The organism is Amycolatopsis thailandensis, from assembly GCF_042723255.1.
Classification (GTDB): Bacteria; Actinomycetota; Actinomycetes; order Mycobacteriales; family Pseudonocardiaceae; genus Amycolatopsis; species Amycolatopsis thailandensis.
On the sequence record NZ_JBHXJK010000103.1, the window covers coordinates 15,262 to 30,886 of the forward strand.

Annotated in this window: 8 protein-coding genes; 5 read left to right on the forward strand and 3 right to left on the reverse strand. The window is 69.5% G+C overall.

Translation table 11 applies throughout. The annotated features are described in order from the left end of the window. Nucleotides 1–45: 45 nt before the first annotated feature. The 3 genes from ACFWMR_RS31405 to ACFWMR_RS31415 are packed head-to-tail and all read right to left on the reverse strand — an operon-like array spanning nucleotide 46 to nucleotide 7,603. On the reverse strand, nucleotides 46–4,332 hold the full coding sequence (locus ACFWMR_RS31405) for a DUF6603 domain-containing protein (RefSeq protein ID WP_378380996.1): 4,287 nt from the start codon (nucleotides 4,330–4,332) through the stop codon (nucleotides 46–48). 6 nt (nucleotides 4,333–4,338) lie between these two features. Then, nucleotides 4,339–5,946, reverse strand: coding sequence for a hypothetical protein (locus ACFWMR_RS31410; protein WP_378380997.1), 1,608 nt, complete (start codon nucleotides 5,944–5,946; stop codon nucleotides 4,339–4,341). After that, nucleotides 5,936–7,603, reverse strand: coding sequence for a hypothetical protein (locus ACFWMR_RS31415; protein ID WP_378380998.1), 1,668 nt, complete (start codon nucleotides 7,601–7,603; stop codon nucleotides 5,936–5,938). Before ACFWMR_RS31415 ends, ACFWMR_RS31410 begins: the two co-directional genes overlap by 11 nt. A 285-nt stretch (nucleotides 7,604–7,888) precedes the next feature. Between ACFWMR_RS31415 and ACFWMR_RS31420 the strand changes: the two genes are divergently transcribed. The 5 genes from ACFWMR_RS31420 (at nucleotide 7,889) to ACFWMR_RS31440 (ending at nucleotide 15,462) form a co-directional block, all read left to right on the forward strand. Further along, nucleotides 7,889–9,817: an enoyl-CoA hydratase gene (locus ACFWMR_RS31420; RefSeq protein ID WP_378380999.1), complete on the forward strand. Its 1,929-nt coding sequence runs from the start codon at nucleotides 7,889–7,891 to the stop codon at nucleotides 9,815–9,817. A gap of 82 nt (nucleotides 9,818–9,899) precedes the next feature. Further along, nucleotides 9,900–10,130, forward strand: a complete 231-nt coding sequence (locus ACFWMR_RS31425; RefSeq protein WP_093937343.1) for a hypothetical protein — start codon at nucleotides 9,900–9,902, stop codon at nucleotides 10,128–10,130. Nucleotides 10,131–10,220: 90 nt separating this feature from the next. Further along, entirely contained in the window at nucleotides 10,221–13,229 is a 3,009-nt protein-coding gene (locus ACFWMR_RS31430) for an ATP-binding protein (protein WP_378381000.1), read from the forward strand. A gap of 31 nt (nucleotides 13,230–13,260) precedes the next feature. Beyond that, a complete protein-coding gene (locus ACFWMR_RS31435; protein WP_378381001.1) occupies nucleotides 13,261–14,481 on the forward strand; it encodes an FAD-dependent monooxygenase in 1,221 nt (406 codons plus the stop codon). 48 nt (nucleotides 14,482–14,529) lie between these two features. Further along, nucleotides 14,530–15,462: a hypothetical protein gene (locus tag ACFWMR_RS31440; protein ID WP_378381002.1), complete on the forward strand. Its 933-nt coding sequence runs from the start codon at nucleotides 14,530–14,532 to the stop codon at nucleotides 15,460–15,462. Nucleotides 15,463–15,625: the final 163 nt, after the last annotated feature.

A 15,625-nucleotide genomic window follows, 5' to 3' on the forward strand; every position in this document is an offset into this window, starting at 1 on the left:
CCCGAGAACAACTCTTGCCCCTTCGTCGCCAGCGACAGATGAGTATTAGAGCCAGCACCGCTGCCCGCTGCGTCCGGACCCCGGCAGATCCGCGACCCGTGTCCAGGCCCCGGTTTTCGGGTCGTACACCTCGGCCGACGCCAGGCTCTCGACCCGGTACGGGACAGTGGGCACGGCGTCGCCGCCGGTGACCAGCACCCGGCCGTCCGGCAGCAGCGTCGCCTGGTGGCCCTTGCGCGGGGTGAGCAGCTCGCCGGTCGCCGTCCACGTTCCTTCGGCCGGGTCGTACAGCTCGCAGAACGCGAGGGCCCGATCGCCGGTCGCGCCGCCGACGACGAGCACCGCGCCGGTGTCCAGCGGTACGGCGACGTGGCCGGTTCTGGCGTGATTCATCGGCGCGGCCGCGGTCCAGGCCGACCTGGCGGGATCGAACAGTTCGGCCGATGCCAGCGCCGCGCCCCGAACGCCTGTGCCACCGGCGACCAGCAGCTTGCCTGCCGCGAACGTGGCCGTGTGACCGGTCCGCGCCGCCGCGAGCCCACTCGCCGGGGTGGTCCAAGCGCTGGTCGCCGGGTCGAAGACCTCGGCCGACGCCAGCAGAGCACCGTCCGCACCGCGCCCGCCGGCCGCGACGACCCGGCCACCGGTCACCTTCGTGGTGGTGTGCCCGCGTCGTGCCACCGACAGCGCCGCGGTCCCGGTCGCCCAGGTCCGCGAGACCGGGTCGAACATCGACGTCGTGGCGACCGCCGTGGTGGTGGCGTCCGCGCCACCCGCCACGAGCACCGCGCCGCCGTTCAGCCGGACGGCCTCCGTCCCGGACACGGCGGCCGGTGGGGACCCGGCCGCTGACCACACGCCCGGTTCGGCAGGCACGCCGCTTGCCTCGGCCTGCCGCAAGACGTGCAGCTGCCCGGCGAGTGACGGATCCGCGAAGATCCAGGCCGCCATGGCGTCCTCGGCGGAAGCGGCGCTGCGGAAACTCGACGCGGTCCCGGGCGGGAACGCCTGGTGGTTGTTCCGCGAATACGCGACCACGAACCGGTCACCGGTGACCTGCACGGTGTCTTCGGCGGCGAACGGCTGCCGCCGCAGCGCCTCCTGCCGCGACAACGAGGACCGCGCGGTGCTGCTGTTCGCCAGGAGCTGGGTGAACACCGCGGGCGGTGGCCGGTACAGCTTCGGCCCGGTGCGGGCCACTCGCACGGCGAAACCCGCCGGAGGTTCCGACGGCGCCTCGTTGTCGATGATCGACATCTCGTAGCGGGCGCTGCGCCGCACCACCCTCGGTGACGCGAGCGCGCCGTCGGCGGCCACCAGTTCGAGCCCGGCGTCCTGGTGTTCGTAGGCGGGGCGGGACAGCTTCGCCGCGTCGTCCATGTCCTGGAACTGAGCCATGGCGAACTGGTCACCGGTCACCGACCGTCGCACCAGTCCGCTGCCGACCACGGGCGTGACGGTGAACTTTTTGCCGTCACTGGGCCGCTGCGCGCCGACCCGGTCGATCCGGACGTCGAGCGGGATGGCCCGCTGGTGGATGAACAGGCTGCCCAAGGGATGCAGCACGAGGTCGTCACCCGGGTCGAGCGGCCGGAGCGTCACCAGCGCGTCGGCCCCGCCCGCGGGGAGCCGGGTCTGCCAGCCGTCGAGCTTGCGGATCTCCCCCTCCAGCAACGCGAGCACGGCGACGGGCGGCAGCGTGGTGGTGCGTTCCTCGCCCCACGTGATGTCGAAGTCGGCGGAGATCTCGAAGAACAGCAACGAAATCGAACCGCGACCGCGCGCCTGCCACGGCGCGGGGCCCGACAACTGGAAGTACAGGTCGATGCTGAAGAACCCGACTCCGAACGCCTGCAGCGACACCCCCGCCGAGATCTCCACGACGAACGAGAACGGGGAGAACCGGAACAACGCGTCGAAGCTGAGGTGCCCCTCGATACCGAAGCCGCCGAACCCCAGCCGCAGCTCGGCTTTCGCGCCGAACTGGACGGTGTTGCTGGTGACCGCGAAATAGCCGGACACCCGGATGAGGCGGCCGGGCATGTTGATGATGTCGACCGACAGCCGCGGCGGCACCGGGAACGGCAGCGGTGGCGGGGTGAACGCGGGGTGGAACCCGCCGACGGACAACACGAAGTTCGGGTTGTCGCTCCAGTCGACGAGCAGGCCCATGCCGCCGTCGATGGTCATGGTGAGGATGCGGGAGTCGAACAGCTTCGCGAAGAACCACAGCCGTGACCGGTCGACCTGCAACGCGCCGATGAAATCGACCCGCAGCACCAGCAGCGGCAGGTCCTTGCTGGGCAGGATGCACTCCAGCACGCCGAGAATCGCGATGTTGCCCGGCGGGATCTCGACGATCACCCCGAGCGAAACGCTGACCAGCGTCGGCGTGCCCCAGCCGATCTTCGCCATCGGCCCGACGAGGAACCTGTCGTTCTCCGGCGGGAAGAACTTCCGCAGATCGCTGATGATCCTCGGCGCGTTCGCCACCACGTCCTTCGGGAACATCACCGACTCGATCGACCCGCTGACCACGCCCTCGAGCAGCGCGTCGAAGTCCATCCGCCGGTTCAGCCCGAGGATGCCGCCGACCCCCAGCAGGGTGAACCCGAACCCGAGTTGGATACCCGACCCGAACTCCGCGGTGAGCACGATCAACAACGAGAACCCGGCCGTGCCGTCCGGCATTCTGGTCGTGATCAGGCCGATCGCCTTGACCTCGATGAAACCGGCGAACATCAGCTCCAGCGCGCCCGCGTACTCGCCGCGTTCCGGGTCGAAGTACAGGAAACCGCCGCCCGCGACGATGCCGGCGTCGATCGACAGGCCGACGCCGGTCGGCGGCTTGAACCCGAACGCGACGTCGACCGGCCCGAGGTTGCCGCCACCCTCGGGAAAGCTCACGTCGGCGGTCAAGCCCACTCGTTCGACGGCCGCCGTCAGCGGGCCGAGGGCGGCGGTGAGGTTCGCGGACAGTTCGACCGGCACGCCGTCCGGACCCGGCGTCGCGATGACCTGAAGTGCGTGCACGTCGACCGGGCCGATCCGCAGATGCACCGGAAGCTGCACCCTGAGCCCGGCGCCGCCGTGGAACCGCAGCCCGTGCTCCGGGTCGAACGCGAAGCCGGTGGCGAACCCCGCCTCCAGACTCGCGCCGCCGAAAAGGGTCTTGATGAACCCGTCGGCGGATTCGGCGTCGATCACCAGTTTGCCGCCGGTCAGGTCACCCTGGATGCTGGGTACACCGGTCACCTGGCCGTCGGCGAAGGCCAGTGTGAGACCGGCTTTCAGTTCGAGGCCGCCGATTTCGAGTCTGCTGCCGCCCGCGACACCCAGCAGCAGCATCGGTTCCGGCGGGGTGGCCCGGATCGACACCTCACCGCGCAGTTCCGCGGCGCCGTCCGGTGGTTTCAGCGTCAGCCGGAACGGGGGCCGCAGTGAACCGGTGGTCCCGGCGGGCAGCAAGCCCGAGGCCTTGAGTTCGGCGATCCAGTGTGGTGCGACGATTTCGACCGACTTGTTCGCCTCGACACCGATCGGCATGACGACGCTGATCGCGAGTCCGTCGCCGTCGACGGTGAGGTCGACCGCCCAGGCCTCCAGCCGGGCGGGCTGTCCACCCGCCGCGGGCACGAACAACACCGGCAGCCGCGCCGCTTCGAGAAGATCCCGCAGCGCCTTCAGCAGCTTCTCTCCGTCCAGAACCGGGCCACCCCAGCCGAAACGCTTACCCAGCTGACCGATCGGGTCGACCAGGATCGACGGCAGCTGATCCAGGCGCAGCCGGACTCGCTGGTGATCGATGCTCGCCGGATTCGCCGGATCGGCATCGAGCCTGGTCACCTCCGCCAGGCCGAACAATCCGAACAGGCCGGTCAGCCGGTGGGCCGGATCAACTATGTGCAGGATGGCCAGGTCGAGAAGCTTTCGAGGCAGGTCGGCCACCAGATCGGCGACCTGCTGCGCGGGCACACCGGGCAGGGTCGGGCCGACCGTGCCGATGGCCGTGCCCAGCGCCAGGTAGCTCTGCCCGATCTGACCGCAGCGGGTCAGCAGTTCCGCGCTCCGCGCGACGATCTCGGCCGTGTTGCCCGAGGCGATCGCGGACTCCAGCGCGGCAGCGGCGGGGGCCATCGTCTTCGTCACCGTTGCCACGGAGTCCTGCGCGGCCCGCACCTGCGCGTTCGTCACCAACGCGGGCGGGAACACGGTACCCAGCTCGGCCAGCAGGTCCAGCAGCCGTTCGCCGACCATCCGGTCGCCGAGCGCGGCGATCGCCCTGGCGAGTTCGAGTGCCAGCTGTTCCACCGTGCCCGCTCTGTCCGCCATGGATGCTCACACCCTTGTCGCGTCGAAGGTGGCGAGGATTCGCGGGTAGCTCAGGCCCGCCAGCTCGGGTAGCCGAGGGACCAGGTCGTCGAGCGCCGCCCGTAGCCCGTCGCTGCCCCGGCGGGCGAGGACGGCGTGCATCCGCGTGACGCAGTCCGCCAGTGGCTCGTCGTTGACCGTGACGGGAAGCCGGGCCGCCGCGTCGACGTCCGGCAGCCTGCCGAGGTGCTGGTAGACGGCCGAAGCGCCACTGCGGTGCCAGGTCGCGATCACCTGCCTGTCATGGTTGACCAGGTTCACGAGTTCGGCGCCGTGCCGTTCCCAGAACGCGACCAGCTCCCGCCCGAACGGGCTGGCGGACAGGTCGTCCCGCACCCGGACGCCGATCTCGGTGGGCCGCAGCGGAGTGTCCTGCCTCGCGGCGGCGGCACTCGGCATCCGCACCGGGACCTCTTCGCCGTCGAACAACGCGGTCAGGTTGGCAGGCACGGTCCGGATGTCCGCCGGGCTGGTGGCCAGCACCGGCGTGACGTTGTACTTGGGAGTCACGTTGTCGCGGAGCTGGATCATGATCGCGTTGAGGGGCGCCACAAGCGTTCCGTTCACCTTCCCCGGTGTCTCGGGGAAGAACTCCTTGGCTTCGAACTCCGCCACGCCCGTCACGATGCCCATAGCCCGGACGTCGGGGGTCACCACGGCGGCGCCGGAGTCCCCTGGGATGCCGAAGTACACCGCGTCCGGTGGCGTGCCCGGGGGAATGTGTGGCACCACGATGAACTGCGCGACCGGTCCGGCGGCGGGGTTGCTGACGAAGTGGACGATCCTGCCCCCGGTTTCACCCGTTCTGTTCCCGTACTTGCGGACGAGATAACTGTCGTCGCGGTATTGCGCTTCTGTGGGGTTCGGCGCGATTCCCTTGATGGGAAGGTGATCCTTGATGCCGCCGAAGTATTTCGTGCCCGGCCGGAGCCGGACCAGTGCGATGTCCCGCCAGCTGTGCGGGACGAAGTCGCCCTGCCAGAACTCGCCGTACCCGTCGTTACAGCAGTGCGACGAAGAGCAGTTCCCGTTCGGGTCCACTTGTCCGACAACGGTTTTCTCCCGCACCGGGGCCTCGATGACCTGCTGCTTGTTTTCGACTCCGTCGAGTTTGCACAGGGAGTGGAAACAGGTCAGCGCGTAGATCTTCTTGCCAGGAGCAGCGACGTCCTCCATGAGGAGTCCGATGCTGCCTCGGCTCTGGTCGTCGATCCGGCCGGTGATCGGCCCGCCACCCGCCAGTACCTCGTCCGCGAGTTGCATGTCGACGTCGGGGGGCGGCTCCCGTTTACCCAGTGGCTCGCCCGGCGCGGGCTGCGGCAGGACCGCGTACCGCCGGCTGGTCATGGCGACGACGTTCGTCGGATACCCCTCCATAGTGGACGGAACGCGCTCGTCGGGTGCCACCTCGGAAAACGGAAGCTTGCGGTCGACATACACCTGAATGGCCAGAAACCCCTGATTGACGCCACCGGTGCGTTTCGCTCCGCCGCCGACGGCGTGCACGCCGGGTATCCGGAGCAATGTCTTCTCTGCCCGCCGGACGGCGGCGTGGAACTCGGAGTCAGTGTCCATGCCGCACCTGTGCTTCGGCCGCCGGATGGGACAGTGCGGTGATGAGCTCGGGATACGTCGATCCGGCCAGATCGGGAATTCTTCGCCGCAACCGGTCCAGCGCCGCCCTCAACTGCTCCCCCGCCGCCGCACGCAGGGCGTCGTACAGCCTGTCGAGGCACTGACGCAACGGCTGACCGTTGACCGTCGCCGGGATGGTCAACGTTTGGTCGCTCAGCCCACGCAACAGCACCTGGTAGACCGCCGACGCACCGCTGCGATGCCACGCCGCGGCGACCCGCCGGTCGGCGTTCACCAGACGCCGTAGTTCCGGCGCGTAGGTCCGCCAGAAGTCCAGAAGTTCGCGGCCACCGGGCGTTTCCGCGAGGTCGGCGGCGAGTCGCCCCGCACCCGGCGGTGCCGCTCCCACCACGGTTGCCACCGCGGCGGGAGCCGGAACGGGCACGACCACCCGCTCGCCGTCGACGACGGTGGTGACCGTCGGCCTGCCCGGTACGGTATGCGTCTGCCCCGGCTCGGTCGCGGTGCCGACGGTCAGGTCGAGCCCGAGGCCGGCGAGCTTGTTCAACACCGTGGTGATCGGGAAGGCAAGGCCGAAGTACGTGCGTTCCGGTGGATTCGTCAAGGACGGTTTGATCACCCCGGCGAGCGCGCGGCCGAAGTTGAGGCCCAGGACGCGGTTCGAGGTGTCCACGGTGACCGACCCGGAATCGCCCTCCGCCAGGTAATGGTTGTGCTCCTCGGCAGGCACCTGCGGATTCGGATGCGGGGCGATCACCAGCGCGTCGCGCGCCCACACCCGCGTGGCGCCACCGTCCGGCGGCGGGCCCGGGAAGAGGATCTCGCAGTGCGCGGCGATGACGAACCCACCGGTGAACCCGGTCCGCGCACCACGTTTACGGACGAAGTAGCTGCGTGCCGCGAGTTGCTGATCGGTCGGAGGCGGCGCGATTCCCGTCACGGCGACGTCGTCGTCCCCGGGATCCTCCCCGGCGGCCACACTGGAGCGGCGCAGGTCGTAGCGATAGCTGGTGCCGCCGTCCAGCCGAGCCACCGCCGCGTCCCAGTCCGCGTTCTCCGCACCGCCCGCGTAGCGGCCGAAGATTCCCTCCGCGCACGTCGACTGGGGCTTCAAGTCGCTCTGCCCGCACACTGTCGTGCCGACGACGGGCCCGTGTGCCACCGTTAGGTCGTAAACCTGGCCCTTGTCGTTGTACCGCGGATCGACCTGGGAAAGAACATGGTGACACGTAAGAGCGTAAACCTGGTTCGGGTCCTGCACGGCGCGCAGGAGGCATCCGAGCGTGCCGACGTTGCCCTCCATGAGGCTGCCATTCATGACAACCCCACCGATGATCGGGCGGTGCCGATCATTGTCCACGAAGGTGTGTTCGTCCTTTGGGTACACGGTGCCGATCGGCTCGACCGCCGGCCGGGGATCGCGTAGCACCAGCACATCCGTCGGCACCCCACCGACGTCGGCGGGCACCAAGTCGGCGGCGTCGAGCGCGGCTCGAGGCAGTTTCTCCCGGACGAAGACCGTGACGGCGACCTGTCCGGTCGGCTGCCCGTCGACGATCTTCGCGCCGACACCGACACCGGTTATACCCGGTCGCCCGAGGAATTCCCCCGCCACCCGATGACGCAGATTTCGCATTTCCTCGGAAGCCACAGGTTTCCCTCCAGCGCACGTGGTAGGCATTCGAGCATGGTCGAATACGTCGGCGCCGGTCAATCAAAGGACGAAAGTCTGCCCTTTGGGGAATCGGCCGTCGTGTCGGCAAGATGAATTCCCGGGAAAGGCGAGAAACAACGTCGCCTGGCCGCATTCGGAAGTCGCACCACTTCCGAACTCGACCACACCCGGGACACCAGGCTAAAATTCATATTGCGATAGCCATATTCCACCATGCGGATAGTTCCGGAGGATCGGGAGGCAGGAATGACAGGCTCGCTCGACGGCGTAACGGTGGTCGAGGTCGGTGTTTTCCTCGCGGCGCCGTTCGCCACGGCACAGCTGGCCGATCTCGGCGCCAGGGTGATCAAGGTCGAGTCGCGCGAAGCGCGCGACCCGGTCCGCGCCACCGGTCCGTTCGTCGGCGGGGTGAGCAGTACTTTCCTGCGGCTCAACCGGAACAAGGAAGCCGTCGAACTGGATCTGAAGTCAGCGGAGGGAAAGGCGGCGTTCCACCGGCTGGCCGCGGCGGCGGACGTGGTGGTGGAGAACCTGCGGCCCGGCGCGATGCGTCGCCTCGGCCTCGGCCCGGACGAACTGCTGGCCGAGAACCCCGGGCTGGTCTACGCGTCGGCTTCCGGCTGGGGGCAGGACGGCCCGCTGGCCGACCAGCCGGGGCTGGACATCATGGCGCAGGCCCGGTCCGGGCTGATGTCGGTGACCGGCGATCCCGGCGCCGGGCCGGCGAAGGTCGGCGTGCCGATCTGCGATCTGACGTGCGGGCTGTACGTGGCACTGGCGGTGACAGCGGCGCTGCGCCACCGCGACCGCACCGGTGAAGGCCAGCACGTGGACGTTTCCCTGCTGGAGTCCGGGGTTTCGCTCGCGGTCTGGGAGGCCGGGCGCTACTTCGCCACCGGTGAGCCGGGGGAACGGCACGGCACCGCGCATCAAGCGCAGGCGCCGTACCAGGCGGTCGAGACGGCCGATGGCTGGGTGACCGTCGGGGCGATCACGCCGAACACCTGGGCCGCGTTCACCAAGGCGCTCGGCCGGGAGGACCTGTACGACGATCCGCGCTACGAAAGCAGTGCCTCGCGGTTCGAACTGCGCGGCGAACTGATTCCGGCCATCGAGCGCACCACCCGGGAGCGCACCACCGCCGACCTCGTCACGTCGCTGGTCGCGGCCGGGGTGCCGTGCGCGCCGATCTCGGACCACACCGACGTGTTCACCGACGAGCACCTGACCCAGCGCGGGTACTTCTGGGACACCGGACACCCGGCCGCCGGGCAGGTACGCCAGCTCGGCTCGCCCATGCGTTTCTCCCGCACACCCACCCGCCGGGAAACCGCCGGGCCGGATTTCGGTGAGCACACCGAAAAAGTGCTCGCCGAGTTCGCGCCGAAGCCCGTCGCCGACCCCGGTGACGATCTTCTCGTCGAACTCGACGACGGCGTGCTGACAGTGACCTTCGACCGGCCCGATTCCCGCAACGCGCTCACCTTCGCCATGTACGAAGGGCTGCACGCGGCCTGCGAACAGGCCGACGCCGATCCCGCCGTGCGAGTGCTCGTGTTGCGGGGCGGCGGGGACAAGGCGTTCGTCGCGGGAACGGACATCCGGCAGTTCGCCGAGTTCCACACCGGACAGGACGGAGTCGATTACGAGACGTCGATCGCGCGGGTGGTCGACAGGCTGGAAGCCGTCCGGAAACCGACGGTCGCCGTGATCCGCGGAGCTTGCACGGGCGGTGGACTGGCCCTCGCGGCCGCGTGTGACGTGCGGGTCGCGGACACCAGCGCCCGCTTCGGCGTCCCGATCGCCAGAACGCTCGGGAACTGCTTGTCCGCCAACACGATCTCCCTGCTCATGGGACATGTGGGCCCGGGGGCGACGCTGGACCTGCTGCTCCGCGGGCGCCTGCTGGACGCCGAGACCGCCGAACGCGCGGGACTGCTCAGCGAACTGGCGCCACCGGATGAGCTGGACGAGACCGTCGATCGAGTGCTCACCGACCTCCGGCGAGGTGCGCCGCTGACGCAGTGGGCCGCCAAGGAGATCGTCCGCCGCATGCGGCGACGCCTGCTGGTGCCGGACGAGGACGTGGTCTCCACGGTGTTCGGCAGCGAGGACTTCGCCATCGGGGTGCGCTCGTTCCTGGCGAGAGGGAAGCCTGACTGGACCGGCCGCTGAATCACCCGTTCGGCAGACAAGCGCGTCCGTTTCATGATTGTTTATACGCGTACGCGTTCCAAACAGAACTGGGGATCCACAAGTGAAGATGAAGATCGCGGCGACCGCCGCCGTCGTGGGCGCGCTGGCCTCGACGATCGCGTTCGCGCAGCCTGCCAGCGCGGGCGTCGACCCGAGGTACCACTACGAGTCCAGCTGGTCGGAAGAGGGCGACTGCCAGATCAACGGCTATTTCGGCAAGCAGAATGGCCGATGGTCGGACTACTTCTGCTCGGCGTCGGCCTGGTCCTGGGACCTCTACATCAAGCCGTAACCCGCGAGGGGTGTAGGGACCTGAGCGTCCCTACACCCCGAGGAGGGCCGATCGACCCGGAGCTCGCGGCCTGGGTCCAGAATCGACGGCGTGCAGTTCACCATTCTCGGGCCGGTCGAAGCCCTCGGACCTGACGGGAGCCCGGTCGCCCTTGGCGGTCCGCAGTTGCGCGGGTTGCTCGCGCTCCTGGCGCTCGACGCCGGGCGTGTCGTTTCCGCCGGGCGGCTGATCGACGGACTGCACGGCGACCACCCGCCCGACGGAGCCGCGGAGGCGTTGCAATCCCAGGTTTCGCGGCTCCGGCGGCGGTTGCGGGATGGTGGGGCACCCGACGGGTTGGTCGAATTCACGGCCGCCGGTTACCGGCTGGCCGTCGATCCCGAGGACGTCGATGTCCACCGGTTCGAACGGCTCACCGCTCAGGCGCGCGAGACTCCGGACCCGGCTGTCGCGCACGAACTCTTCGCCGAGGCTTTGGCTCTCTGGCGTGGGCCGGCGTTCGACGGGCTCGCGGACGCGCCGAGCGCGGCCCGGCTGGCCGAGTCGCATCTGGCCGCGGTGGAGGATCACGCCGAGGTGAGGCTGGCGCTCGGTCATCACGAACGGCTCGTCGCCGAACTCCGCGAGCTCACCCGTGAGCACCCGCTCCGTGAGCGGCTCACCGGCAGGCTCATGCGGGCGTTGACCGGCAGCGGCCGTACCGCCGAGGCGTTGGCCGTGTTCGCCGAGATACGGAAACGCCTTGCCGACGAACTCGGCACCGAACCGGCGGCGGAACTCGCGGAGGCGCACTTGGCGGCCCTCCGAGGCGCCGCACCTGTCCCGGCCCGGCGCGTGCCGGTGCCGCTCACCGGGCTGGTCGGCCGCGACGCGGAGCTCGGCCTGCTGGCCGAGGCCTTGTGTGATTCCCGGCTTGTCACGCTCACCGGGCCAGGTGGCGCGGGCAAGACCCGGCTGGCTGTCGCAGTCGCACCACGTAGGTCAGGCGAAGTGTGTTTCGTCGAGTTGGCCGCGACGACTGACGTGGCGCGAACGGTGCTCTCCGCGCTAGGGCTGCGCGAACAGGGCGTACTCGTGCCGGGCGCGGCACCGGAGCCTGCCGACCGCCTGGCCGCGGGGCTCGCCGACCGGCCGCTGCTGCTGGTCCTCGACAACTGCGAACACGTAATCGCCGAGGTCGCGGACCTGGTCCGGCGGCTGATCGGCGAGTGCGCGGGCCTGCGGGTGCTCGCCACGAGCCGCGAGGCATTGGGCTTGACCGGAGAGAGGCTGGTGCCGGTCGGCGCGCTGGCGGACGAGGCCGCGGAGCGGCTGTTCGCCGAGCGGGCCGCGGCGGTGGCGCCCGGCGTCGTCCCCGATCCGGTCGCGGTCAGGCGGATCTGCGTCGCTCTCGACGGTCTGCCGCTGGCGATCGAGCTCGCCGCCGGCCGCCTGCGATCGATGTCCGCGGACGACGTCGCCGACCGGCTCGACGACCGCTTCCGGCTGCTGTCCCGTGGCGAGCGGACCGCCGAGCCGCGGCACCGGACGCTGCGCGGCGTCGTCGAATGGAGCTGGAATCTCCTGGACCCCGGGGAACGGCTGTTGGCCGGCCGGTTCGCGGTGTTCGCGGGAGGAGCCCGGCTCGACGCTGTCGAGCGAGTGTGTTCGGTCCCCGACACTGACGGCTTGCTCGCCGGCCTCGTCGAGAAGTCCCTCGTCGAATTCGACGGTCGCCGGTACCGGATGCCGGAAACCATCCGGGCGTTCTGCGGCGACCAGGGCGACGACCGGCGCGCGGCGCACGCGGAATACTTCCTCGATCTCGCCCACGCGGCCGAGCCGCGACTACGTGGCGCTGACCAGCTGACGGCGTTGGCGGAGCTGACCACCGAACACGCCGACCTGCACGCCGCGCTGCGCTGGAGCGTCACCGAAGCACCGGAAACCGCGCTACGGCTCATCGCGTCCTTGACCTGGTACTGGTGGCTGCGCGGGCTGCGGAGCCAAGCGACCCCGTTCGCGGACGCCGTTCTCGCCGCCATCGGCCCGGAACCGCCGCCGGGACTGGCCGAGGAGTACGTCCTCTGCCTGATCCACGCGTCGGCCACGGACGTCGGCGTCGAACCGATCCTGCGGTCGTCCGACGAGCCGCTGCGCCACCCGTACCTCTTCCTCCTGTGGGCGTTCTCGCCACGCACGAAGGCGAAAGAGGGCGAACGGCTGGCCGCGAGGATCGGCCCCGATGCCTGGTCTCAGGCGTTCGCGCGGATCGGCGACGGCCTCGGCGCGCAGTACCGCGGGCGGATCACCGAAGCCGAGTCACACTTTTCGGCGGCAAGGGACGGGTTCCGCGCCCTGGGCGACCGCTGGGGCCAGGCGAGCGCGCTGGAAAAGCTGGCGGAGTTCGCGGACTGGCGCGGCGACCACCCGCGGTTCCGCGAACTGATGGACGAATCGATCCGGCTGGCCGGCGCGCTCGGCGCCGTCGAAGACACCGCCGACTTGCTCTGCCGCCGCGCCGAAGGCGTACTCCGGGCCGGGGACGCCGAAGCCGCCAGGCCCGACTACGAAGCAGCCGTCGAGCAAGCCCGCGCCGCGGGAACACCGTTGACGCTCGCCCGGGCCCGCGGCGGACTGGGCGACGTCGCCCGGCGCTCAGGCGACCTCGCCGCGGCCCGGCGGTGGTACGGCTCCGCGCTCGGCTCGACCGTCGATCCGGTGACCGGCGGGGAGACGCGAATCCTCCTGTACACCGGCTTCGGCTGGACGGCGGCCGCCGAGGGGAACCTCGACGAGGCGACCGAGTTGCACCAGGAGGCACTCGCCACCGCGCTCGAGTACGCGAACCTGCCGGGCGCGGCCCAGGCGATCGAAGGGCTGGCCGGGGTGCTCGCGGCACGGGGCGAAGACGAGCGCGCCGCGTTCCTGCTGGGCGTCGCCGTCGGGCTGCGCGGCGAACCGGTCATCGGGGACGCCGACGTCGACGCGATCACTGCCCGAGTGCAAGCGCGCATCGGTGCGGCCGGGTACTCCGACGCTTTTGAACGAGGTCGCGAAACACCTCCTGAACAGGCGATCCGGACGTCCGGTCAGCGGCGGTTCACGCTCGGTTCGTGAACGGTCAGCGGCGCCGTCCACGCTGCCGGACATGAAGACGAACCGCGAAATCCTCATCTCCGGCGCCAGCGTCGCCGGCCCCGCCCTCGCCTGGTGGCTGAACCACCACGGCTTCCGCCCGACCGTGGTCGAACGAGCCTCGAGCCTGCGTGAGGGCGGCTACAAGGTCGACATCCGCGGTGTCGCCGTCGACGTGGTCCGCCGGATGGGCCTGCTCGAAAGCGTTCAGGCGGCGAGCACCGACATGCGAGGTGCGGCGTTCGTGAACAAGCGCGGCAAGGAGGTCGCCACGTTGGACGCCGACACCTTCGGCTTCCGCCACGGCGACGACACCGAGATCCTGCGCGGCGACCTCGCGAAGATCCTCTACGAGCACACCCGCGACGACACCGAATACCTCTTCGGCGATTGGATCACCGGCCTCGACCACCAGGACGACGGAGTGTTGGTGACGTTCGCCAACGGCGAGCCGCGCCGGTTCGATCTGGTCGTCGGCGCCGACGGCCTGCATTCCGGCGTCCGCGCGCTGGCGTTCGGACCGAAAGAAGACTTCCTGCGCCGGTTCGACGCCTACATCTCGATCTCGACCGTGCCCAACACGTTCGCGCTGGACCGCTGGGAGCTGCTGCACTCGGCGGCGGCCGGCAAAATGGTCAACGTCTACAGCACCGCGCGCGCCGAAGACGCGAAGGCGGCGTTCTGGTTCAGCGCGCCGCCGCTGACCTACGACCACCGGGACGTCGAAAGCCAGAAGGACTTCGTGGCCACCCAGTTCGCCGAACTGGGCTGGGAGATCCCGGAACTGCTCGACGCGATGCGTCAGGCAGACGACTTCTACTTCGACCCGGTGTGCCAGATCCACCTGGACCACCTTTCGGCGGGCCGCGTCACTCTCGTCGGCGACGCGGGCTACTGCCCCTCCCCCGCCTCCGGCCAGGGCACGAGTCTCGCCTTGACGGGTGCCTACGTCCTGGTGGGCGAACTCGCCGCCGCGCAGGGCGACTTCTCGGTGGCATTTTCACGCTACGAGGCGGAAATGCGCCCCTACATCGAGAAGAACCAAGCCCTGGCGGAGACGGCCCTGCGCGGGATCATCCCGCGGTCGCGGATGTTCGCCTGGATCAACACCCGGATGATCAAGCTCATGCCGTACCTCCCCGGCCGCAACCGGGTCCTGGAACAAATGGCCCGCCCGGTCCGCGAAGCCGCGAACGCCCTGGTGTTGAAGGAGTACGCGGCCGCCGCGCGATGAGGCGACTCCTGGTTCGCCGCACCATCGGCACACGCCACAATCACCCTCATGCCCGATGACCGCCCGCTCGCCACGCACCGGATGATCACCGTCCCCGACTACCGCCTGATCACCCTCAACGATCAAGACAAGGACGCGGGCCCCGGATCCCCCAGCCTCGAAGACGCCGCACGGAACATCGCCGCGTCGGACGGCTACACACTCGTCATCTCCGTCACGCAGGACCTTCTTCCCGTCGGCATCACCGTCACCATCCAGGACACCGCACCGCACACGACCACCGACATTCCTCACCTGCACCTGGAATGCCCCACCGGACAACTCGCGCTCGGCTCACCCACCGGCAGCACCATCGGTATCGACGTCGAACCAGGAACGTATTCCATCGCCGTCGAACACCAAGGCCGCGACGCCGCTTCCGCGCGCCGGCAGGAAATACTCCACCGGTACACGTCGTCCGACGACTTCGAAGCCCTTGTCGACGCCACTCCCCTGACCGAGCAGTACACGATCACGATGTGGCGCACCGGCGACGTCCAGGACATCGATCAGAATGAGGTCCAGTTCTCCTATCGGCCTCGCGACGAGCGTGGCGTGCTCGAGGTCGTGCCGCGCGTCGATGGCACCCCGCTGACGGACTTGATCGACAAGTTCGAGACCGACGCCGGGATGCGACCGTCGGGCGACGCCTACGGCGGGCTCGTCCCGCAGTTCTTCCGGTTCGGTCCGATGGAAGACCACTTCCACGGGAGGCCCGGCGACGCGAAGACTCCGCTGCTGGGGTGCGAGTGCGGCGAGTGGGGCTGTTGGCCGCTCCTGGCCCGGATCACCACGACCGACGACCTGGTGATCTGGGACGCCTTCGAGCAACCCCACCGTCCAGCACGCGACTACACCGGGTTCGGACCGTTCCGGTTCGACCGCCACCGGTACGACGACGCCCTCGGGAAACTGAGCAGGGCGGTCGACGAGGGGTCGTGAGCTTCATCAGGGGGTCCTGTCGGGTGCCAGGTCCGTGTCGGTCCGAGACCACGGCGGCTCGCGCGACGGTGGAGGATTCGGGACGTCCACCGTCCCAAATCCTCCACCGTCGACCCCGCACCTGACAAGTTAAAACAAAACCGAGACCACCAGAACACACAGG

What these genes read in the sequence shown, in the direction of transcription:
- ACFWMR_RS31405 (WP_378380996.1), bottom strand. Translation starts at nt 4,332, where the DNA reads ATGGCGGACAGAGCGGGCACGGTGGAACAGCTGGCACTCGAACTCGCC.
- ACFWMR_RS31410 (WP_378380997.1), bottom strand. Translation starts at nt 5,946, where the DNA reads ATGGACACTGACTCCGAGTTCCACGCCGCCGTCCGGCGGGCAGAGAAG.
- ACFWMR_RS31415 (WP_378380998.1), bottom strand. Translation starts at nt 7,603, where the DNA reads ATGCGAAATCTGCGTCATCGGGTGGCGGGGGAATTCCTCGGGCGACCG.
- ACFWMR_RS31420 (WP_378380999.1), top strand. Translation starts at nt 7,889, where the DNA reads ATGACAGGCTCGCTCGACGGCGTAACGGTGGTCGAGGTCGGTGTTTTC.
- ACFWMR_RS31435 (WP_378381001.1), top strand. Translation starts at nt 13,261, where the DNA reads ATGAAGACGAACCGCGAAATCCTCATCTCCGGCGCCAGCGTCGCCGGC.
- ACFWMR_RS31440 (WP_378381002.1), top strand. Translation starts at nt 14,530, where the DNA reads ATGCCCGATGACCGCCCGCTCGCCACGCACCGGATGATCACCGTCCCC.